The organism is Catellatospora sp. TT07R-123 (genome assembly GCF_018327705.1).
In the GTDB taxonomy this organism is placed as follows: Bacteria; Actinomycetota; Actinomycetes; order Mycobacteriales; family Micromonosporaceae; genus Catellatospora.
In genome coordinates, this window is the sequence record NZ_BNEM01000002.1 from 3004132 (window position 1) to 3023757 (window position 19626).

Here is a 19626-nt window from a genome sequence, read left to right on the forward strand (position 1 = left end):
TCATCGTTACGATCTCACCCGATCGCGGGAAGATCGATGAAAACGCGGGCCCCGGCGCACCTACAGGGAGTAAGATGCCGTGCTTTGCCCTGAATTGCTCAATTGTGATGCCGCCCAAGGCGTCGACACACTCCGGTAACGTCCAGTCATCAGGGTTGGTGACGGGTGATTTCAAGAGCCCGGTGCGCGAGACGGACAGGGTTGGGGCGATGGCTGACAAACCGGACTTTCGGCAACCGGAGGCGCCCGCTCGCCCCGGCCTGAAGGACCGGGCCCGCCTGGGTTACCTCGCCATCCGGGCGAACCCGACCGGGCGGTACGCGCTGCGGATCGTCATCGGCCTGCTGGGCGGGCTCGTGGTGCTGGCCGGGCTGGTGCTGATCCCGCTGCCGGGTCCGGGCTGGCTGATCGTCTTCGCCGGCCTGGGCATCTGGGCGATCGAGTTCGCCTGGGCCCGCAACCTGCTGGTCTTCGGCCGGGGCAAGCTCAGCGGCTGGACCGGGTGGGTCAAGCGGCAGCCGCTGGCGCTGCGCCTGCTCATCGGGCTGGCCGGGCTGCTGTTCGTGGCGGCGATCGTGATGATCTCGCTGCGGCTGACGTTCGGCCCGGGGGTGTTCCAGCGCCTCTGGGACTGGTTCCTCACGCATTGAGGGAACTCCCAGCGACGGTCAGCCTGCCCGTGCCGTACGACCGGACGACTTGACCGCAGCGTCACCACGCGGTGTGATCAGAGTGATCCGGCCGCGCCCGTCAACCTCCCCAGGTCAGCGCGGCCGGGTCCCCTGAGCTGCGCAAACGGTCAGCTCTTGATCTTTTCTATGATCGGCGTCAGATCACGCCTTTCGATGGCCGCCGCCATCAGCTCCGGGAACGCGTCGGGCGTGCACGCGAACGACGGCACCCCCAGCGCCGCCAGCGCGGCCGCGTTGCCGTGGTCGTACGCGGGCTGTCCCTCATCCGACAGCGCCAGCAGCACGATGACCTGCACCCCCGCCGCCGTCATGGCGGCGACCCGGCGCAGCATCTCCGCGCGCACGCCGCCCTCGTAGAGGTCGCTGATGAGGATGAAGATGCTGTCGCGCGGACGGGTGACCAGCCCCTGGCAGTAGCCGATGGCCCGGTTGATGTCGGTGCCGCCGCCCAGCTGGGTGCCGAACAGCACCTCGACCGGGTCGTGCAGCTGGTCGGTGAGGTCCACCACCGCCGTGTCGAACACCACCAGCGACGTGCGCAGCGTCTTCATCGACGCGAGCACCGCCGCGAACACTCCCGAGTAGACGACCGACGCCGCCATCGAGCCGGACTGGTCCACGCACAGCACCACGTCGCGCTGCACCGACCGGGTCTGGCGCCCGTAGCCGATCAGCCGCTCCGGCACGATCGTGCGGTGTTCGGCCTGGTAGTGCTTGAGATTGGCGCGGATGGTGCGCTGCCAGTCGATATCGCGGTGGCGGGGCCGGTTGATCCGCGCGGCGCGGTTGAGGGCACCGGTCACCGCGGCGCGGGTCTTGTTCGCCACGCGCCGCTCCAGCTCGGCCACGACCTTCGCGACCACCATGCGGGCGGTGCTGCGGGCCTTGTCCGGCATCACCTTGTTCAAGGACAGCAGCGTGCCGACCAGGTGCACATCGGGTTCGACCGCCTCCAGCATCTCCGGTTCGACCAGCAGGCGGGTCAGGTTGAGCCGCTCGATCGCGTCGGCCTGCATGACCTGCACCACGGTCGACGGGAAGTACTGCCGGATGTCGCCGAGCCAGCGGGCGACCTTGGGCGCGGACCCGCCGAGCCCGGCACTGCGGGTGCTGCCGCCGTCCTCACCGCGATACAGGGCGGACAGGGCGTCGTCCATGCCGCAGTCCGTTCCGGACAGCTGGACCCCGGTGCCGTCGCCGTCGCCGCCGAGCACCAGCCGCCAGCGGCGCAGCCGCTCCTCGTCGCTCATGACCGACTCCCTCCGGCGTTGACCAGCAGTTTCAGGGTGGGCAGCACCAGGGCGACCCGATCGGGGTCCAGGGCGGCCAGCTCGTCGTCACCGGACGCGGGACTGCCGGAGCCGCCGGTGCCCAGGTGGCCTACGCGTACGCCGACCGACCGCCGCTCGGGGGCGGCGAAGGCGCCGAAGGTACGCCGCAGCAGCGGCAGCACCGCCGTGAACGTGTCCGGGCCGAGGCCGACCAGCCACCGGTCCACCAGGGACAGCAGTGCCTCATCGTGTACGAGCAGCAGCCCGCCACCGGCGATGAAGCCCTCGACGTACGCGGCCGCGGCCGGGGCGGGCACGCCGACGGTGAGCGAGCGGGCCAGCCGCAGTTCGACCGCGTCGGCGTCGAGGACGCCCGCGTCGCGCAGCAGTCGCAGCAGCCGCCCGGCCAGCAGTCCCGGCAGGTCGGGCCGGTCCACGAGCCGGGCCAGGGTGTCCAGCCACTCCTGCCGCAGCGGCAGCTCGGTGCCGAGCAGTGTCAGCGCCTCGTGGGTGCCGTCGAGGTGGACGCGCAGGGCGCGGGCGGCGTCGTCGTCCAGGCCCGCGACGGCGCCGGGCAGACCGAGCCGGATCCGGGTGACCAGGCCCGCGAGCACCTCGGCGAGGGCGTCGGTGCTGGTGGCGCGGACGTCGCCGTAGCGCAGCGACCGGGCCAGTGCGGGCACGGCCGCCATCAGCTGGGCGATGTCGGTGTCGACGGCGGCCCGGTCGGCCAGCGCCCTGAGCACCGCGGGCTGGGCCTGCGGAAGCTGGGCGAGCAGGCACGACTCCAGCAGGCCGGTGAGCCCGGCGAGGTCGGCGCCCGCGCACGAGTCGACGACCTTGGCAGTGGCGGCCTGCTCGACGGTGACGCCGTACGCGCTGGCGCTGATCAGGTCGACGGCGTACTCGGGCTGCCATTGCAGCTGCCAGGACTCCCAGAAGGTGCCCTTGCCGCCCTTGGCCCGCTGGGCGGGGCGGCCCCAGTCGACGCCGAGCAGCCGCAGCCGGTGCAGCAGGCGGCTGCGCTCCAGCTCGTTGGGTTTGCGCAGGTCGAGGTCGAGGTCGCGGACCAGGGCCTCGGTGGCCAGGCGCAGCCGCTTGGCCTGGGCGGCCACGTCGCGCGCCAGCGGCACCGACGGGGTCTCGTCGGGTACGGCACCGAGCCGCTCCCCCACCACGACCTGCCGCTGGATCAGCTCCAGCCGCGTCTCGTCGCCGTCGCACAGCACCGACCGGGTCGCCTCGGTGACCTCGGCCAGGCCCGGCAGCGGCCGCCCGCGCAGCACCGCGAGGGTGTCGGCCAGCCGGGTCGCCTCGATCACGTGGGCGCTGGACACGGGCAGGTCCTGGCCGCGCAGCACCCCGGCGACCTCGACCAGCCACCGCTCGACCGGGTGGTCGTCGGTGGTGAACAGGTGGTGGTACCAGCCGGGTGAGGTGACTCCGGCGCCGTAGCCGCTCCAGGACGCCAGCCGACCGTGCGTCCACGGCACCCAGGTGATCGCGGTCGGCACCGTCGGCAGGCCCTTGAGCAGGTCCTTGTCGGCCTTCTCCGGCGGCAGGTCGCCGGACAGCGCCGGCACGTGCCAGGCGCCGCAGACGACCGCGATGCGCTGGTGGCCCTCGCGCAGCGCGGCGCGGAGCGTCTGCCGCATGTACGCCTCGCGGACCAGGTCTTCGGCGATGGCCGGGCTGTCCTTGCGGACCTCGGTCATCGCCTCGGCGACCGCCGCGAACGGGTTGCCGTCGCGGCGGTGCTCGATCACGTCCTCCCACCAGCGTTCGGCGTCGTCGTACCCGGCCGCGTGCGCGAGCCCGGCGATCGGGTCGACGCGCAGCTCGGCGGGGTCGACGGCGTCCGTTTCGGACTCCGCGTCCGCGGTGGGTTCGGCGGGCGCCTGGGCTGCGGCGCGAGCCGCGAAGCGGTGCCCGGCGGGCAGGTCGCAGAAGCGCAGCGGCACGTCGTGGACGGCGGCGTGGCGCAGCGCCTGCCATTCGGGCGAGAACACCGCGAACGGCCAGAACGACGCGCCCTCGCCGGGGGTGGTGCCGGTGCCCGTCGGGTACGCCAGCAGCGCCACCGGCGGCTGGAGGCCCTCGTGGGCGGCCAGGGCCACCAGGGCGTCGGCCTCGGGCGGGCCCTCGACCAGGATCAGGTCGGGGCGCAGCTCGTCCAGGGCCCGCACCAGGGCCCGGGCCGAGCCCGGACCGTGGTGGCGGATGCCGAAGACGTGCACGCGGTCGCTGGTCACTCCGCCTCCCGCGCGGCCCGGTAGAAGTCCTTCCAGCCGTCGCGCTCGCGCGCCACGGTCTCCAGGTACTCCCGCCAGATGACGGCGTCGGTGACGGGGTCGCGGACCACCGCGCCGCGGATGCCCGCCGCCACGTCGGCGGCGCGGACCACGCCGTCGCCGAAGTGCGAGGCCAGGGCCATGCCGCTGGTCATCACCGAGATCGCCTCGGCGGTGGACAGCGTGCCGCTGGGGCTCTTCAGCTTGGTACGCCCGTCGGCGGCCAGCCCCTCGCGCAGCTCCCGGAACACGGTCACCACGCGGCGGATCTCGTTGATCGCGTCGGGCACCTCCGGCAGCTCCAGCGACCGGCCCAGCGACGCGACCCGGCGCTGCACGATGTCGACCTCCTCGTCGACCGAGCCCGGCACCGGCAGCACGACGGTGTTGAAGCGGCGGCGCAGCGCGCTGGACAGCTCGTTGACGCCCCGGTCGCGGTCGTTGGCGGTGGCGATCACGTTGAAGCCCTTGACTGCCATCACCTCGTCGCCCAGCTCCGGCACGGGCAGCGTCTTCTCGGACAGGATGGTGATCAGGGTGTCCTGCACGTCCGACGGGACACGGGTCAGCTCCTCGACCCGGGCGATGGCCCCGGTGCGCATCGCGACCATCATCGGGCTGGGCACGACCGCCGCCGGGGTGGGGCCCTCGGCGAGCAGGCGGGCGTAGTTCCAGCCGTACCGGATGGCCTCCTCGGGGGTGCCCGCGGTGCCCTGGATCAGCAGCGTCGAGTCGCCGCTGATCGCGGCGGCCAGGTGCTCCGACACCCAGGTCTTGGCGGTGCCGGGCACGCCCAGCAGCAGCAGCGCCCGGTCGGTGGCCAGGGTCGCGACCGCGACCTCCATCAGGCGGCGCGGGCCGATGTACTTCGGGGAGATCTGGTCGCCGTCGCCGAGCAGGTACGTCACCACGGCCTGCGGGGACAGGCGCCAGCCGGGCGGGCGGGGCTTGTCGTCGGCCGCGGCCAGGGCCGCCAGCTCGTGGGCGTACGACTGCTCGGCGTGCGGGCGCAGCACGGTCGGCGTGTCGATGGTGGCGGTCATGCGAACTCCCGGTGGATGTCGTGCCGGATGGCGAGGATGGTGTGCAGTCGGGTGAGCAGCTGGACGTAGAGCTGCGGCATGTCGTCGAGCAGTGCGGCCAGCTGCGGCGCGTACGCGGGGTCGAGGCCGGTCTCGGCGCGGCGCAGGAGCTGGAAGCGGCCGCTGCTGGAGCGTTCCCGGTCGCGCAGGACGGCCAGCACGGCCTCGCACACGACGGTCGGCCAGGGCTCGGGCAGGGCGGGCAGCAGCCGCACCGCGCTGTCCACGTTGCGGCGCACGTGCGTGGCGACGGTCTCGGCCAGTTCCTCCGGCGGCAGCACGGCCACGAGCTGTACGTGCAGTTCCCCGGCGTCGGAGAACCCGGCCGACAGCAGCGCCTTGGCCCATACGCCGTCGCGCTGGGCGACCGCCGCGCGGGCCAGGCCCTGCCGGACGGTCGGGCCCCAGTCGTCGGAGGCCTTGCGGTTGAGCACGGCGGCCGGGTCGGCGTCGACGGCGGCCCAGCAGTCCAGCGGGGCGGCGGCGATGAGCTGGGCCAGCCAGTGGGCCCGCTCGCCGGTCCCGGCCGGCGCCTTGGCGATGATGCCGTCACGGCGCATGCCGTCGTCGCACTCGGCGGGCGGAGTGATCTCCATCCGCCGCGACTTCGGCGCCGCCACGCAGGCCAGCACCCGGTCGGCCATGCGCTGCCGGTATGCCGAGCCCGGCAGCCGCCCCAGCAGCCGGGTGGCGGCGTCGCGGACCTGGGTGCGCCGGTCGTCGAGGGCCTTCTCCAGCCACGGCTCGTCGTCGAGCCCGAGCCCGGTGGCGCAGGCGTCGATGAGCACGGCCAGGTCGGCGGCCTTCTCCTGCGGCCACGCCTGCACGAGCAGGTCCCGTCCGGCGGCCGGGTCGGCGGCGCGCAGCCGGGCCAGGTGGGCGGCGCGGGCCTCGACGCGGCCGGTGTCCCAGTCGTCGCCGGCCGGGGCCTGCTGCGGCGTGGCCACGGCCCAGGACCAGCGGCCGGGGCCCTCGGCGCACAGCCACTGGAGGCGGGCGCCCCCGACGGCGCGCACCAGCGCACGCTGGGCCGAGTCGGCCTGCTCCAGCAGCGGCACCAGGTGCGTCGGCGCGACCAGCAGGCCCCGTCCGGCGGCCAGGGTCAGCCATTCGGTGACCAGGTCGCGCTGCACCGAGCGGTCCAGCTCGGCGTCCGATCCCGACAGCAGCCCGGACAGCCGCCGCTGGGCCGCGGCCGGGGCGTACGCGGCGGTCTCGGCCGGGGCCGGGGCCGGGACCTCGATCCGGGCGGGCCGCTGCGCGGCACGGCCGGCCACGGTCACCACGGCGGCCGCGGTGAGCAGCCCGTCGGGGTCGAGCGGCCCTTCCGGGACCGCCCCGGCCAGCAGCGGCGGGACCGCCTCGGGGGCGCAGGCGCGCCGGTCGGTGCCGACCAGGGCACTGGACAGCAGCTCCGGCCACAGCGCGGAAGTCTGCTCGCTCATGCCGGAACCCCGCTTCGCGTGGTTCCGGCATGAGGCTCGGTCGCACAGTGCCTCATGATTCGCTCGCTTCGCTCGCTCATGCCCGCACCACCTCCCCCTCGGTGTACGCGGTGAGCGGCCGCAGCCCCGCGGGGCTCCATTCGGCCGCCAGGGTGACGGGGCCGCCACCTGCGACGGCGGCGGTGCGCCACGGCTCGCCCGCGGCCGGGTCCAGCGGCAGCGCGTCGCCGTCGGCGTCGACCAGGTGCCAGGGCTGCCCCGGCACGAGCCTGCCCGCCAGCAGCAGCGGCCAGGCCGACAGCCACGGGTCGGCGGCCAGCGCGGCGGCGAGCTCGTCCAGCGCCCCCGCCACGGTGTGCACCGGACCCGGGCGCGGGCACTGCCGCGGGGCGCCGTGGCGCTCGGCCACCAGGGCCCGCAGCGGGGCGGCGCCGGGGTGGAAGCACAGGTCCGCCTCGACCTCGGTGCCCAGGACCAGGTCGACGGGCAGGGCCTGGCCGGGGGCGGCGAAGGACAGGACCAGCGCGGCCCGGCCGGTGTCGCGGCCGCGCAGCCACACCCGGCGGCTGGTCAGCTTGTCCTCGGCCTCGTCGCGTACGCCGACGACCTGCCAGGTGTCGCGGACCGGCGCGGTGGCCAGCACCTGCTCGGTGGTGGCAGGGGCGCCGACCCGGGTGCGGACCGTCGCGGCGAGCTCGTCGGGCAGGTCGTCCACGGTCGCGGCGCCGGTGAGCAGGTGCAGCAGCGACAACTCGGCCAGCAGCCGCTGCTCCCAGCCCGCCCCGGAGCTGGGCAGCGGGGCCAGGCGGCGCACCGCCGCGGCCAGCCCGGGGGCCTGCGCGTCGACGAGGCGGGCGGCCACCTGCTCGAACGGCTTGTAGCCGGACTGGTCCAGGCCCGCGATGCCGTGGCGGATCTGGTCGGCCAGCCATACCCGAAGCTCGCCGACGCCGCCCGCGACGGACTCGGCGCGCTTGTCGGCGCGGCGCTGCGCGGCCCGGTCCTGGGCCTCGGTGCGGGGCGCGGCGGCGCGTTCGGCCTTCTTCTCCGCCCGCGCGCCCCGGCCGGTGGTCCACTGGGCCATCCAGTCCGGCGGCTCGGTGGCGGCCACCTGGCCGCCGGACCAGCGCAGCAGCAGCGCCAGCCCGTGCTTGCAGGGGAACTTGCGGCTCGGGCAGGAGCACTTGTACGCGGGCTCGGTCAGGTCCACGCAGATCTGGTACGGGTTGCTGCCGCTGCCCTGGCACAAACCCCACAGTCCGGCCGGCTCGCCGCCGGTGCCGGTGCTGCTCCAGCCGCCGGAGGCGGCGAGCTTGCGCGCCGAGGCGAAGGAGGAGGCGTCGGGCGCGAGCGCCTGCACCTGCTCCGCCGTCCACGGCGGCATCGTTGCTTCGGACATGGGCGGCACCATAGCCACCCTGTCCGACAGCGACGGTCAGGCCCCGGTCGGCGCGGCCTGTGCGGGGGCCGTTCCGGTCCCGGACCCCTGGTCCGCGACGGGCTCGCGGAGCTTGGCCCGGTCGTCGGGGACGCGGGTGCGGTCGGGGTCGAGGAAGTCGATGAGGTCGATCAGCGCGTGCTGGGTGCGCAGCAGCCGCACGTTGCCGTCCGGGGAGCCGCTGCGGCGCTGGGTGACGATCTCGTCGACGTCGGTGCGCAGGCGCCCGAACCAGCGCTGGAACTCGGGCTCGCCGTCGATCCTGGTGCAGAAGGCCGGGTAGGTGATGCTGTCGCTGCGGCCGTTGGCCCCGGACACCATGCACAGCTCGCCGATGGCCCGCTGCTGGCCGCGGAACAGCCGGAAGTGCGGCAGCGGGTGCCTCAGCGTGGACAGCTCGTTGGTGACGGCGCTGAGATGGCGGGTGAAGGCGCGGTTGCTCTCGTCGTCGCCCAGGTCGAGGAACCGCATCTCGCGCCGGAGGATCTCGACCCAGCACAGGTATTCGGCCAGCACGTAGACGGTGTAGTCGCGCGCGTAGCGGCGCTCGTCGACGTCGTCGTGGTCGAGGAAGTTCATGAAGTAGACACCGCTGACGGCGTTGTGCAGGCGCGACTGGAGGCTGAACGCGGCCAGCAGCAGCGGCTCGCGGTAGCGGCTGAGCACCTCCTTGGCCTGCTCGGCCTTGCTCTCCTGGTGGCGCTGCTCGGCCAGCCGGTGTTCCAGCATGCTGGCCTTGCGCGCCGACCAGGTCGTCATCACGCCGGCCACCACCGCGCCGAGCACGGACAGCACGGCGGAGATGAGGCTGAGAGTGTCCATAGTGATCTCCCTGGGGGAACGCGGGCCGTGCGACAGTCTGCCGGGCGGGTTCGTCTATGCCAAGGTGATACACCCAGCGCAATGCCTTGGTCGCCTTAAGTGATCATGTCTGCTGTGGACATCCACCGCAGTGGACAGGAGCACTCTCGGGCGGCTAGTTTCTTGGCCCGAAGGCAATTGTCGAACAGCGCCCTGTGGCATGTCACGAAACCGATGGGGGCTCGGCTGGGTTGGCGCAGACCCGTGTCGATGCCGCGGTGCGCCGTACCTTGGACGTGGTCAGTGTGAGAAACCGTGGCTGGAGTATCCGCGCCAAGATCATGACGTTGGCCGTGGTCCCGCTGATAGCGATCACCGGCCTGTCCGCCTTCGCGGTCGCGGTCACCGCGGATGGCGCGCTCAACCTTCTGCACGCCCGACAGTACGAGCAGGTGTTCGGCAACTACGGCGAACACGTGATGACGGCGCTGCAGAAGGAGCGCCTCCTTTCCGTGGCCGAGAAGCCCGGTTCGGCGGCCCTGACCGAGCAGCGCGCCAAGACCGATGCCGACGAGCAGATCCTGCGTCGCCGCATCGCCGACAGCGGCCTGCGCGAGGACCTCTCTCCGCACGAGCTGAGCCTGGTCGACGCGTTCCTGTCCGCGCTGAACGGGCTGCCGCAGACCCGTGCCGACATCGACGCCAAGCGCGCCGACAACGCCGCGATCGTCCGCGACTACTCCGACCTCATCGACACGCTGTATCGCGCGTTCGCCCCGCTGACCGACCTGGCCGACCCCGATCTGGCCCGGTCGGCGCGCGGCCTGTTCGCCGTCAGCCGCAGCCGCGAGATGCTGAACCGCGAGGACGCCGTGGTCACCGGCGCCGTGGCCGACGGCAAGGTCACCACCGCCGAGCAGACCGCGCTGCTGCGCATGATCGGCGCCCGCCGCCAGCTGCTGGAGGAGTCGCAGGCGGCGCTCCAGTCGCCGCACCGCGAGACGTTCCAGCAGATCTTCACCAGCGACACGTACACGACCCTGTACTCGATGGAGGAGTCGCTGTCCAACGCGCGCACGGGCGGGAAGCTCCCGCTGGACGCCGCGATCTGGCGCAGCACCACCCAAGCGATCATCACCCAGATGGACGCCGCCGAGGGCGCCGCGGCCGCGGCCACCTCCGAGCTGGCCAACGAGGTCGGCATCGGCGCCTTCGTCAAGACCATCTCCGCGGGCCTGCTCGGTCTGATCTGCGCCGTCATCTCGCTGGTGCTGTCGCTGCGCACCGGCCGGTCGGTGGTCCGGCGCCTGGAGCGGCTGCGGGTGTCGGCGCTGGAGGTGGCGCACGAGCGCCTGCCGCGCGCCATCGCCGCCCTGCGCCAGCCCGGCGCCGTCGTCAACGATCCGTCGCTGACCGAGGTGCCCCTGGTCGCGGTCGGCACCGACGAGGTCGGCCAGGTCGGCCACGCCTTCGGCGCCGTACAGCGCACCGCCGTGCGCGCCGCCGTCGACGAGGCGATCCTGCGCCGCGGCATCAGCGACGTCTTCCTCAACATCGCCCGCCGGTCGCAGGCGCTGCTGCACCGCCAGCTGACCCTGCTGGACCGGATGGAGCGGCGCACCGCCGAGCCGCAGGAGCTGGAGGACCTGTTCCGGCTCGACCACATGGCGACCCGCATGCGCCGCCACGCCGAGGCGCTGGTCATCCTGGCCGGTGCGGCCCCGGGCCGCGGCTGGCGCCACCCGGTGCCCACCATCGACGTGGTCCGCGGCGCCACCTCCGAGATCGAGGACTACCAGCGGGTCACGGTCGACCGCATGCCGGACGTGAAGGTGGTCGGCCGGGCGGTCGGCGACCTGATCCACCTCGTCGCCGAGCTGCTGGAGAACGCCACCTCGTTCGCCCCGCCGCACACCCGGGTCCGGGTCTTCGCCGAGGTCGTGAGCCACGGGCTGGCCCTGCACGTCGAGGACCGCGGTCTGGGCATGAGCGACGCCGAACTGCTGGAGGCCAACGCGAAGCTGGCCGAGCCGCCCGCGTTCGACCCGTCGCACAGCTCGCGGCTGGGCCTGCTGGTGGTCGCGCGGCTGGCCGCCCGCCAGGGCATCACGGTGCGGCTGCGGCCGTCCTCGTACGGCGGCATCACCGCGGTCGTGCTGGTCCCGGCCGAGCTCGTGCTGGACGACGACAGCGGGCGCACCGAGCCGGTGGTCGTGGCGCCGCGCGTGCCCGCCGTGACCGCGCAGGCCGCCGTGCCCGCCCCGCTCGACGAGCAGACGATCGATCTCGGCACCGCGAGCGCCAGGACCGATGAGGAGGCCGCGCTGCTGCTGCCCAAGCGGGTACGCCGCAGCACCGCCGAGCCCGCCACCGCGGGCAGCCCCGCCGCCCTGGGGGAGGACACCACGCTCTCCCTGGCTTCGGAATCGGCGCCCCCACGCGCCCGCAGCGCCGATCAGGTACGGACGATGATGTCCGCGTTCCAGTCGGGTACCGTGCGCGGGCGGGCTAAAGCCGTCACCGAGATCTCCGACAACGGGGAAGACACCGTGAGCCATAGCCGGCCGCAGGACAGCGCCGGCTTGGAAGACAGTCCCACCCTGGAAGGACGTGCCTGACGTGGTACCGACGACGACCCGACCCGCGACTGACTGGCTGCTCGACGACCTGCTCGCCCGAGTGCCGCAGGCCCGCTGCGCCGTCGTGCTCTCCGTCGACGGCCTGCTCACCGGCGCCTCCACCGGCATGTCCCGGGACGACGCCGAGCACCTTGCCGCGGTCGCCTCGGGCTTCTCCAGCCTGGCCGGTGCCACGGGCCAGCGGTTCAAGGGCGGCCCGGTCCGCCAGACCATCGTGGAGATGGAAGAGGCGTTCCTGCTGGTCAGTGCCGCGGGTCAGGGCTCCTGCCTGGCCGTGCTGGCCGACCCCGACATCGACCTGGGCATCCTCGCGTACGAGATGGCCATGCTCGCCACCCGCGTCGGCACGCACCTGGCCACGCCGTCGCGGCCGGGTGCCGATGTCAACTGACCCCGTCGACCCCGTAGTCGAGGAGGGCCCGGCCTGGTGGGACCACGAGGCCGGGCCGGTGGTCCGCCCATACATGGTCACCGGCGGCCGGGTGCGGCCGAAGACGTCCGACTTCGACCTCATCACGTACGTGGTGGCGACCGCGACCCTGGCCGCGGACACCCCCTCCCCCGAACACCAGTCGATCCTGGCGTTCACCCAGGAGCCTCGCGCCATGGCCGAGATCGCCTCCCGTGTGGACCTGCCCCTGGGCGTGGTCCGCGTGCTGCTGTGCGATTTGCTCCAGGACGGTCTGATCTCACGCTACGATCCGCCGTCCACCGACCACCTTCCGAATGTCGACACCCTCCAGGCGGTGATCCATGGACTCCGTGCGCTCTGACGCCGCGCCGGTCCCCCAGGCGTTGAAGATCCTGGTCGCCGGAGGTTTCGGCGCCGGCAAGACCACGCTGGTCGGGGCGGTCAGCGAGATCAGTCCACTGCGGACCGAGGAGGTGCTCACCACCGCCGGGATGGGCACCGACGACATCACGGGCGTGTCCGCCAAGACGACCACCACGGTCGCGATGGACTTCGGCCGGATCACCATCAACCCGCACCTGGTGCTGTACCTGTTCGGCACCCCGGGCCAGAACCGCTTCTGGTTCCTGTGGGACGAGCTGGCCACCGGGGCGCTGGGGGCGGTCGTGCTGGCCGACACGCGGCGCCTGGCCGACTCGTTCGCGGCGATCGACTACTTCGAGCAGCGCGGCACGCCGTTCGTCATCGCGGTGAACTGCTTCGACAGCGAGCAGCGCTACACCGTCGAGCAGGTGCGCGAGGCGCTGGACCTGGACGGCCACGTCCCGGTGCTGCTGACCGACGCCCGTGACCGCGTCTCGGTCAAGAACGTCCTGATCACCCTGGTGGAGCACGTCCTCACCATGGTGAAGGCCGCCGTTCCGGCCTGATCGAACTCCGCCGGTGGGCGCGCCCGCCACGCGTCCACCGGCACCCGACGATTACCTGCCGCGCCGCTTCATGACCAAGACGACGCCCACCACGATCAGGGCGACCACGACCAGGCAGCACAGCGCGCCGCCGCCGAAGAAGCCGAAGCCGCCGCGCCGCTTCTTGAACTCCTCGGCGACGCCGGACTCCTCCGCCCATGCGACGGCGGGCACGAGCATCGTGGACAGCAGACCGGCCACCGCAGCGGCCCAGAGGCGAGAAATGCGTTCCATGGCCGCCAGCCTAGGCGGCCCGCGCCAGCCGCCGGGCCGATCCGCGTCGAACCCCGCCCCCGGCCCGCCACGCGGGACACTGTCGGCATGACAGCGCTCCCCCTGCTCATCGTCGACGCCGCCAACGTCGTCGGTTCGGTCCCCGACGGCTGGTGGCGCGACCGCCACGGCGCCGCCACCCGCCTGCGCGACGCGATCGCCGACCTGCCCGGCACCGGCCTGCCCGGCGTGCCGGAACTTCCCGGCCCGATCGAGGTCGTGCTGGTCGTGGAGGGCGCGGCCCGCGACGTGGCGCAGACCCCGGGGGTACGGGTGCACGCCGCCCCCGGCAGCGGCGACGACGCCATCGTCGGCCTGGTCCGGCAGGAGGCCCCGGACCGGCCCGCCGTGGTGGTCGCCACAGCCGACCGGGGCCTGCGCGACCGCGTCACCGCCGCGGGCGGCCTGGTCACCGGCCCGCGCAGCCTGCCCTACCGGGGCCGATAACGCGTCGACAGCGGTGGCGGCCCATGCCTACCGTGGCATCGACATGGATACGGTGAAAATCAGCAAGCGGCTGTCGTACGTGCTGCGACACGCCCCCGAAAGCATCGGCATCACCCTCAGCCCCGACGGCTGGGTGCAGATCGACACCCTGCTGCGCGCCCTCGCCGCGCACGGCCACCGGGTCACCCGCGCCCAGCTCGACACGGTGGTGGCCGACAACGACAAGCAGCGCTTCGCCGTCGACGGCGACCGGATCAGGGCCAGCCAGGGCCACTCGGTGCAGGTCGAACTGGGCCTGACCCCCGTCGAGCCCCCCGAGCTGCTCTACCACGGCACGGCCCGGCGCAACCTGGCCTCGATCTACGCCGACGGCGTGCACCGCGGCAGCCGCCACCACGTGCACCTGTCCGCCGACGCGCAGACCGCGCACAAGGTCGGCAGCCGCCACGGCGCCCCGGTGATCCTGGTGGTCGCCGCAGCCGCGATGGCCGACGACGGCCACCACTTCTACCGCAGCGCCAACGACGTATGGCTCACCGACGAGGTCCCCGCCCGCTACCTGCGCGGCGAGGCCTGACCCGTCCGCCCCGCCGCCCCACCCGCGCCCGCGGCCCTGCCTTCAGCATTGACGTTGGCCTATCTCGTCGACTGGGCGGTGATCGTTCTCGACGACATAGGCCAACGTTTATGTAAGCGCGGGGCGGATGCCGGCAGCGGGCGCAGGCGGCCGCGAAGTGGCCGGAAACACGAATCGCCGGTGGCCCGAGGGCTACCGGCGATCGTTGATGTGGAGCGGATGACGAGACTCGAACTCGCGACCCTCACCTTGGCAAGGTGATGCGCTACCAACTGCGCTACATCCGCATGTCAGGTGGCTTGCCCTGCGGCTTGCTGCCTGACGAGACAGAACTCTAGCGGGTGCCCCGCCGCCCGCGCCACTCGGTATCCCCTTCCGCGCGCCGCGGGTGTCCGGCACCACCGACTCGCCGATGCGAGCAGCCCTCACATGCCCGTACCCTCGATCGGTGACCCGACCGCGCCTGGGCCGCGCCGCCCGCCCCCTCGCCTGCCTGGCCCTGCTCTCCGCCCTGGCCGCGTGCGCGGCGCGGCAGCCCGCGTCCTGGCACCCGCCCGCCGGTCCGGCCGAGCCGGCCGCCACGGCCTCGCCCGCGCCGGCGCCCGCCGAGGAGATCACGCTGGCCTTCGCGGGCGACGTGCACTTCACCGGCCGCACCCTGGCGCTGCTCAAGAACCCGGACACGGCATTCGGGCCGTACGCGGAGCAGCTGCGGGCCGCGGACTTCGCCATGGTCAACATGGAGACGCCGATCACCGACCGCGGCAGCGAGCAGCCCAAGGAGTTCCATTTCCGGGGGCCCAAGGAGTCGTACGCGGCGATCAAGGCGGCCGGGATCGACCTGGTGTCGATCGCCAACAACCACACCCTCGACTACGGCCAGATCGGGCTGCTGGACACGCTCGACTCGGCAAAGGAGGCCGGGCAGCCGGTCGTCGGGGCGGGGCACGACACCGAGGAGGCGTACGCGCCGTACCTGACCACGGTGAAGGGGGTGCGGCTGGCGATCGTGGGCATGTCGCAGGTGCACGACCTCAAGGAGCAGTGGAAGCCCACGGCGACCCGGCCCGGCATCGCGATGGCGTTCGACAAGAACCTGGCCGTGGCGGCCGTCAAGAAGGCCCGCGCGCAGGCCGACGTCGTGATCGTCTTCATGCACTGGGGCACCGAGGGGCAGAGCTGCCCCAACGGCGAGCAGAAGACCTTCGCCAAGCTGATGGCCGACAGCGGCGCCGACCTCGTGCTCGGCACCCACGCGCACGTCCTGCTGGCCGACGGGTTCCTCGGGGACACGTACGTCCACTACGGCCTGGGCAACTTCCTCTGGTATTCGGTGTCCAAGAGCACCGACACCGGCCTGCTCACCGTCGTCATCAAGAACGGAAAGGTGAAGAGCCGCGTGTTCACGCCCGGCACCGTGTCGAACAACGGGCAGCCCGTCCCGGTCACCGGGAACGCCCTCAAGGCGGTCCAGCAGCGACTTGACCAGGCAGCTCGTTGCACCGGGCTGGCCCCTTCACCCCAGGCCTGACGCGCCCGGGGCACCCCGGTTTGGCAAGACCGACCTCGACCGGCTAAAGTTCTCATCCGTTGGGCAAGCACGCCGGAAGGCGGGCGAAACTGACAAGCGGATGTAGCGCAGTTGGTAGCGCATCACCTTGCCAAGGTGAGGGTCGCGAGTTCGAGTCTCGTCATCCGCTCGGAGCACGGCCGCAAGGACGTAAAACCACGGTGGAGTGGCCGAGAGGCGAGGCAACGGCCTGCAAAGCCGTGTACACGGGTTCAAATCCCGTCTCCACCTCGTAAGAGCACGGGCGATTGGCGCAGTGGGAGCGCGCTTCCTTGACACGGAAGAGGTCACTGGTTCAAACCCAGTATCGCCCACCAGCAAAGAGGGCCTGTCCGCATAGCGGACAGGCCCTCTTTCTTTTCCCTACCGGATGCGGATGGGTTGGCTGCGCTTTCGGGGAAAGTGCTGGAATCCGAGCGTTCGTTCGTGCAGTTTCCCCGAAAGTGCAGCCGGCCGGGAAGGTCAGGTGCGCCGGCGCCGGCGGCGGGCGGTGGCGGAGATCGCCAGGCCCGCCGCGGCGACCACGGCGCCGAGGGCGAGGATCCGGGGCGTTCCCGTTCCCCCGCCCGAGCCGGCGGTCGAGGCCTGCTGAGCGGCCGCCACCACCGGTGCCGGGGACGCGGCCCCGGCCGGGTCGACCAGGTGCCCGACCGCCGCGTCCGCGGGCTGGGAGAAGCCCCAGTCCAGCAGGGCGGCGCCCTGCTGCCAGCCGCTCAGGGGCAGGTATTCGGCGCCGAGCAGCGTGACGACGAGCCGGCGGCCGTTGCGGGCGGCGGCGCCGACGTACGTGTGGCGGGCCAGGTCGGTGTAGCCGGTCTTGCCGCCCAGGGCGCCCGGATACTCGTCGAGCAGCCGGTTCTGGTTCCCGATCTCGAAGCCCTTGACGTGCCGGCGCTGGGCGGGGACCTTGGCCTGCCTCGTGATGGTGTACCGCTGGAAGGCCGGGTCGGCGAAGCACGCCCGCGCGATGAGGGCGAGGTCGTACGCACTGGTGTACTGCCCCGGCCCGTCGAGCCCGGACGGGGTCACCGCGTGGGTCTGGTACGCGCCCAGCCGCTGCGCCTCGGCGTTCATCTCCCGCACCCCGGCCGCGGCACCGCCGCTCCCCCCGCCGAGGCGGGCCAGCACGTTCGCGGCGTCGTTGCCGGAGACCAGCAGCAGCCCCAGCCACAGCATCTCGACGGAGTACTTCCCGCCCTCGACCAGGCCGACCGCGGAGCTGCCGGGTTCGAAGTCCATGTCCTCGGGGGTGACGGTGATCACCTCGTGCGGGTCGAGCTTCGGCAGCATCGTGGCGGCGAGCAGGAGCTTCTGCACGCTGGCCGGGGCGCCGTACTCGTGGGGGCCGCAGGCGCCGAGGACGGCGCCGGTGTCGAGGTCGGCCACGATCCACGAGGTGGCGCTCACCGCGGGCGGCCTTGACGCGCCCGGCGGGACGGCCAGACCGGTGGTGGCCAGTTCCTCCCCGCCGACCGCCCGGTGGACCGGGTCGTCGGTGGGCGGGGACGGCCGCTCGGGCATGGACCACTTCGGGGCGGGGGTCTTCGGACAGGGCACCGCAGCGCGGATCACCGCACCGGCGCGGGTGCCGGGTTCGGCGCCCACACTGCCCGGGGCGGGCGCCACGGGCACGGCCAGCGACGCGGTGACCAGCGCGGCGAGGCCCGCCGTGGAGGAAAACAGGACCATGTTTCGCAGATTAATATGAAGCTCACGTACATGTAGAATTCTCTACAAATCAGTCAGATATTGCCTATCGCCTCGTCCCGGCTTCCCTATCGCCTCATCCCGCGGCCAGCGCGGTGGTGGGCGACAGCCTGGCGGCGCGGACCGCCGGGTAGAGCCCGGCCACCGCGCCGACCAGCACGGTCACCGCCACGCCGCCTGCCGTCGCCCAGGCGGGCACGGCGACCGGCCAGCCCCGCGACGCCGCGTACGCCGCGGTGATCGCCGCGCCGAGCAGCGCCCCGGCCGCCCCGCCCAGGCCCGACAGCAGCAGCGACTCGACCAGGAACTGGGCCGCCACGGCCCGCCGGGTCGCGCCGAGCGCCCGGCGCAGCCCGATCTCGCCGCGCCGCTCCAGCACCGAGATGATCATCGTGTTGGCCACGCCGACCCCGCCGACCAGCAGCGCCACCGCACCCAGCCCCAGCAGCAGCCCCGTGAAGGCGCGATCGGTGGCCTGCCTGGCGGCCAGGGCGTCCGAGGGCCGCGACACCCGCGCCGACAGCGGGTCCGCCGGATTCGCGGTGGCCCCGAGCACGTCGCGTACGGCGAGCACCCGGTCGGGGTCGGTGCGGCAGTAGACGGTCGTCGGGTGCCCGTCGTACCCGAGCCGCTGTGCCGCGACCGGGCCGCCGACCAGCGCCGCCGAGTCCAGTTCGGGCGCCAGCGGCACCGGGGCGAGCACGCCCGCGACGGTGAACCACTGCCTGCCCAGCCACACCTGCTGCCCGGCGCCGGTGACGCCGAGCCGCCGGGCGGCCGTCGCCCCGAGCACCGTCACCGGGAACCGCTCGGTGGCCGGGTTCAGCCAGGTGCCGGTGCCGAGGCTACCGCCGACCGTGCCGAGCAGGCCCAGGTCGGCCGCCATGACCGCGATCGCACCGGACTGCTGCTCCGGGATGCGGTCGTTGCGGTACACCCGCGCCTGCGGCAGCAGCCCGACGGCGTCGGCCGAGACCACCGGGCCGATCCGGCGGATCATCGGCACCGCCTCGGCGGGCAGCGCCGCCGGTTCGCCCGACAGCACCGCCTCGCCCGGTGCCACGGTGAGCAGGTTCGTGCCGAGCCGGTCCAGGGTGCGGTCCAGGTCGGCCCGGGACGAGGCGGAGATGCCCAGCACGGCGAGCATCGCCGCGATGCCGATCGCGATGCCCAGCGCCGACAGGACGGCGCGCAACGGCCGGGCACGCAGCGCGCCGACCCCGATGAGCAGCAGGTCGGTGGTGCGCAGCCGGGCCGGTCGGGGCAGCCTCATGCCGCCGCCTCCCGCCGGGTGCTGTCGGCCGTGACCCGGCCGTCGCGCATCCGCACCCGCCGGGGCAGGCTGTCGGCGATGCCCTGGTCGTGGGTGATGACCACGACCGTGGTCCCGTCGGCGTGCAGCCGCCGCAGCAGGTCCAGCACCGTCGCCGCCGCCGCCGAGTCCAGGTTGCCGGTCGGCTCGTCGGCGAGGATCACCTCGGGCCGCTTCACCAGCGCGCGGGCGATGGCCACCCGCTGGCGCTCGCCGCCGGACAGCTCATGCGGGCGGTGACGCAGCCGGTGCCCGAGACCGACCTGGTCCAGCGTCTCGGCGGCCCGCTCGCGCCGCCGGGCGCGGGCCACGCCGCCGTACAGCAGCCCGTCGGCGACGGCGTCCAGCGCGCGTACGCCGGGGGCCAGGTGGAACTGCTGGAACACGAAGCCGATGGCGCGGGCGCGCAGCGCGGCCAGCGTCCGGTCGGGCAGCGTGCCGGTGTCGTGCCCGGCGACCCGGACCGTGCCCGCCGTGGGCCGGTCGAGCAGCCCGACCAGGTGCAGCAGCGTCGACTTGCCCGATCCGGACGGCCCGGCGACGGCGACGAACTCGCCGCGGCCCACGGCCAGGCTGACGCCGTCGACGGCGATGACCCCGCCCGGGTACGCCCGGGACACGCCGACGAGTTCGAGCACGTGCGTGCCCTCAGGGTCGAGCAGGGCACCCTCCACGTCGGAATGCGATGACAAGCTGCCCTT

The 19626-nt window shown here is 73.3% G+C and carries 18 protein-coding genes and 4 tRNA genes; 11 read left to right on the plus strand and 11 right to left on the minus strand.

Annotated elements, in window-relative coordinates; translation table 11 throughout:
• Positions 1-209: 209 nt before the first annotated feature.
• Positions 210-650, plus strand: a complete 441-nt coding sequence (locus Cs7R123_RS33065; protein WP_244872301.1) for a TIGR02611 family protein — start codon at positions 210-212, stop codon at positions 648-650.
• A gap of 149 nt (positions 651-799) precedes the next feature.
• Here Cs7R123_RS33065 and Cs7R123_RS33070 read toward each other — a convergent pair whose 3' ends face one another.
• The 6 genes from Cs7R123_RS33070 to Cs7R123_RS33095 all read right to left on the minus strand — a co-directional run bounded on the left by Cs7R123_RS33070 (position 800) and on the right by Cs7R123_RS33095 (position 9041).
• Positions 800-1942: a VWA domain-containing protein gene (locus Cs7R123_RS33070; protein WP_212832398.1), complete on the minus strand. Its 1143-nt coding sequence runs from the start codon at positions 1940-1942 to the stop codon at positions 800-802.
• Positions 1939-4215, minus strand: a complete 2277-nt coding sequence (locus tag Cs7R123_RS33075; RefSeq protein ID WP_244872302.1) for a DUF5682 family protein — start codon at positions 4213-4215, stop codon at positions 1939-1941. Before Cs7R123_RS33075 ends, Cs7R123_RS33070 begins: the two co-directional genes overlap by 4 nt.
• The gene (locus Cs7R123_RS33080; protein ID WP_212832399.1) at positions 4212-5297 is read right to left on the minus strand and encodes an AAA family ATPase; all 1086 of its coding nucleotides are present in this window, start codon (positions 5295-5297) and stop codon (positions 4212-4214) included. Before Cs7R123_RS33080 ends, Cs7R123_RS33075 begins: the two co-directional genes overlap by 4 nt.
• Positions 5294-6781, minus strand: a complete 1488-nt coding sequence (locus Cs7R123_RS33085; RefSeq protein WP_212832400.1) for a DUF5691 domain-containing protein — start codon at positions 6779-6781, stop codon at positions 5294-5296. The genes Cs7R123_RS33080 and Cs7R123_RS33085 overlap by 4 nt, the downstream gene beginning before the upstream one ends.
• Positions 6782-6857: 76 nt before the next feature.
• Positions 6858-8180 (minus strand): SWIM zinc finger family protein, encoded by a 1323-nt coding sequence (locus Cs7R123_RS33090; RefSeq protein ID WP_212832401.1) that lies wholly within the window; start codon positions 8178-8180, stop codon positions 6858-6860.
• A 36-nt stretch (positions 8181-8216) separates the two neighbouring features.
• The gene (locus Cs7R123_RS33095) at positions 8217-9041 is read right to left on the minus strand and encodes a hypothetical protein (protein WP_212832402.1); all 825 of its coding nucleotides are present in this window, start codon (positions 9039-9041) and stop codon (positions 8217-8219) included.
• A 332-nt stretch (positions 9042-9373) separates the two neighbouring features.
• Between Cs7R123_RS33095 and Cs7R123_RS33100 the strand changes: the two genes are divergently transcribed.
• The 4 genes from Cs7R123_RS33100 to Cs7R123_RS33115 are packed head-to-tail and all read left to right on the plus strand — an operon-like array spanning position 9374 to position 13000.
• Complete coding sequence (locus Cs7R123_RS33100) at positions 9374-11638, plus strand: nitrate- and nitrite sensing domain-containing protein (protein WP_212832403.1); 2265 nt, start codon at positions 9374-9376, stop codon at positions 11636-11638.
• 1 nt (position 11639) lies between these two features.
• Positions 11640-12050, plus strand: coding sequence for a roadblock/LC7 domain-containing protein (locus Cs7R123_RS33105; protein ID WP_212834811.1), 411 nt, complete (start codon positions 11640-11642; stop codon positions 12048-12050).
• On the plus strand, positions 12040-12432 hold the full coding sequence (locus Cs7R123_RS33110) for a DUF742 domain-containing protein (RefSeq protein ID WP_212832405.1): 393 nt from the start codon (positions 12040-12042) through the stop codon (positions 12430-12432). Before Cs7R123_RS33105 ends, Cs7R123_RS33110 begins: the two co-directional genes overlap by 11 nt.
• Entirely contained in the window at positions 12413-13000 is a 588-nt protein-coding gene (locus Cs7R123_RS33115; RefSeq protein ID WP_212832407.1) for an ATP/GTP-binding protein, read from the plus strand. Before Cs7R123_RS33110 ends, Cs7R123_RS33115 begins: the two co-directional genes overlap by 20 nt.
• A 51-nt stretch (positions 13001-13051) precedes the next feature.
• Here Cs7R123_RS33115 and Cs7R123_RS33120 read toward each other — a convergent pair whose 3' ends face one another.
• Positions 13052-13273, minus strand: a complete 222-nt coding sequence (locus Cs7R123_RS33120) for a hypothetical protein (protein ID WP_212832414.1) — start codon at positions 13271-13273, stop codon at positions 13052-13054.
• An 87-nt stretch (positions 13274-13360) separates the two neighbouring features.
• On the opposite strand from Cs7R123_RS33120, the gene Cs7R123_RS33125 reads away from it, so the two are divergent.
• Together Cs7R123_RS33125 and Cs7R123_RS33130 are read left to right on the plus strand one after the other, a co-directional pair.
• Positions 13361-13759 (plus strand): hypothetical protein, encoded by a 399-nt coding sequence (locus tag Cs7R123_RS33125; RefSeq protein ID WP_212832415.1) that lies wholly within the window; start codon positions 13361-13363, stop codon positions 13757-13759.
• Between the two features lie 43 nt (positions 13760-13802).
• On the plus strand, positions 13803-14336 hold the full coding sequence (locus tag Cs7R123_RS33130; RefSeq protein WP_212832416.1) for an RNA 2'-phosphotransferase: 534 nt from the start codon (positions 13803-13805) through the stop codon (positions 14334-14336).
• Positions 14337-14547: 211 nt separating this feature from the next.
• Here the strand turns inward: Cs7R123_RS33130 and Cs7R123_RS33135 are convergent.
• Positions 14548-14623: transfer RNA gene (locus Cs7R123_RS33135), tRNA-Gly, on the minus strand.
• A gap of 161 nt (positions 14624-14784) precedes the next feature.
• Between Cs7R123_RS33135 and Cs7R123_RS33140 the strand changes: the two genes are divergently transcribed.
• The 4 genes from Cs7R123_RS33140 (at position 14785) to Cs7R123_RS33155 (ending at position 16223) form a co-directional block, all read left to right on the plus strand.
• Positions 14785-15867 (plus strand): CapA family protein, encoded by a 1083-nt coding sequence (locus tag Cs7R123_RS33140; protein WP_244872303.1) that lies wholly within the window; start codon positions 14785-14787, stop codon positions 15865-15867.
• Positions 15868-15963: 96 nt separating this feature from the next.
• Positions 15964-16036: transfer RNA gene (locus tag Cs7R123_RS33145), tRNA-Gly, on the plus strand.
• Positions 16037-16066: 30 nt separating this feature from the next.
• A tRNA-Cys gene (locus Cs7R123_RS33150) sits at positions 16067-16137 on the plus strand.
• Between the two features lie 11 nt (positions 16138-16148).
• Positions 16149-16223, plus strand: a tRNA-Val gene (locus Cs7R123_RS33155).
• A gap of 145 nt (positions 16224-16368) precedes the next feature.
• Here Cs7R123_RS33155 and Cs7R123_RS33160 read toward each other — a convergent pair.
• The 3 genes from Cs7R123_RS33160 to Cs7R123_RS33170 form a co-directional block, all read right to left on the minus strand.
• Positions 16369-17595, minus strand: coding sequence for a D-alanyl-D-alanine carboxypeptidase family protein (locus Cs7R123_RS33160; RefSeq protein WP_212832418.1), 1227 nt, complete (start codon positions 17593-17595; stop codon positions 16369-16371).
• 94 nt (positions 17596-17689) lie between these two features.
• The gene (locus tag Cs7R123_RS33165) at positions 17690-18886 is read right to left on the minus strand and encodes an ABC transporter permease (RefSeq protein WP_212832419.1); all 1197 of its coding nucleotides are present in this window, start codon (positions 18884-18886) and stop codon (positions 17690-17692) included.
• The gene (locus Cs7R123_RS33170) at positions 18883-19617 is read right to left on the minus strand and encodes an ABC transporter ATP-binding protein (RefSeq protein WP_244872304.1); all 735 of its coding nucleotides are present in this window, start codon (positions 19615-19617) and stop codon (positions 18883-18885) included. Before Cs7R123_RS33170 ends, Cs7R123_RS33165 begins: the two co-directional genes overlap by 4 nt.
• Positions 19618-19626: the final 9 nt, after the last annotated feature.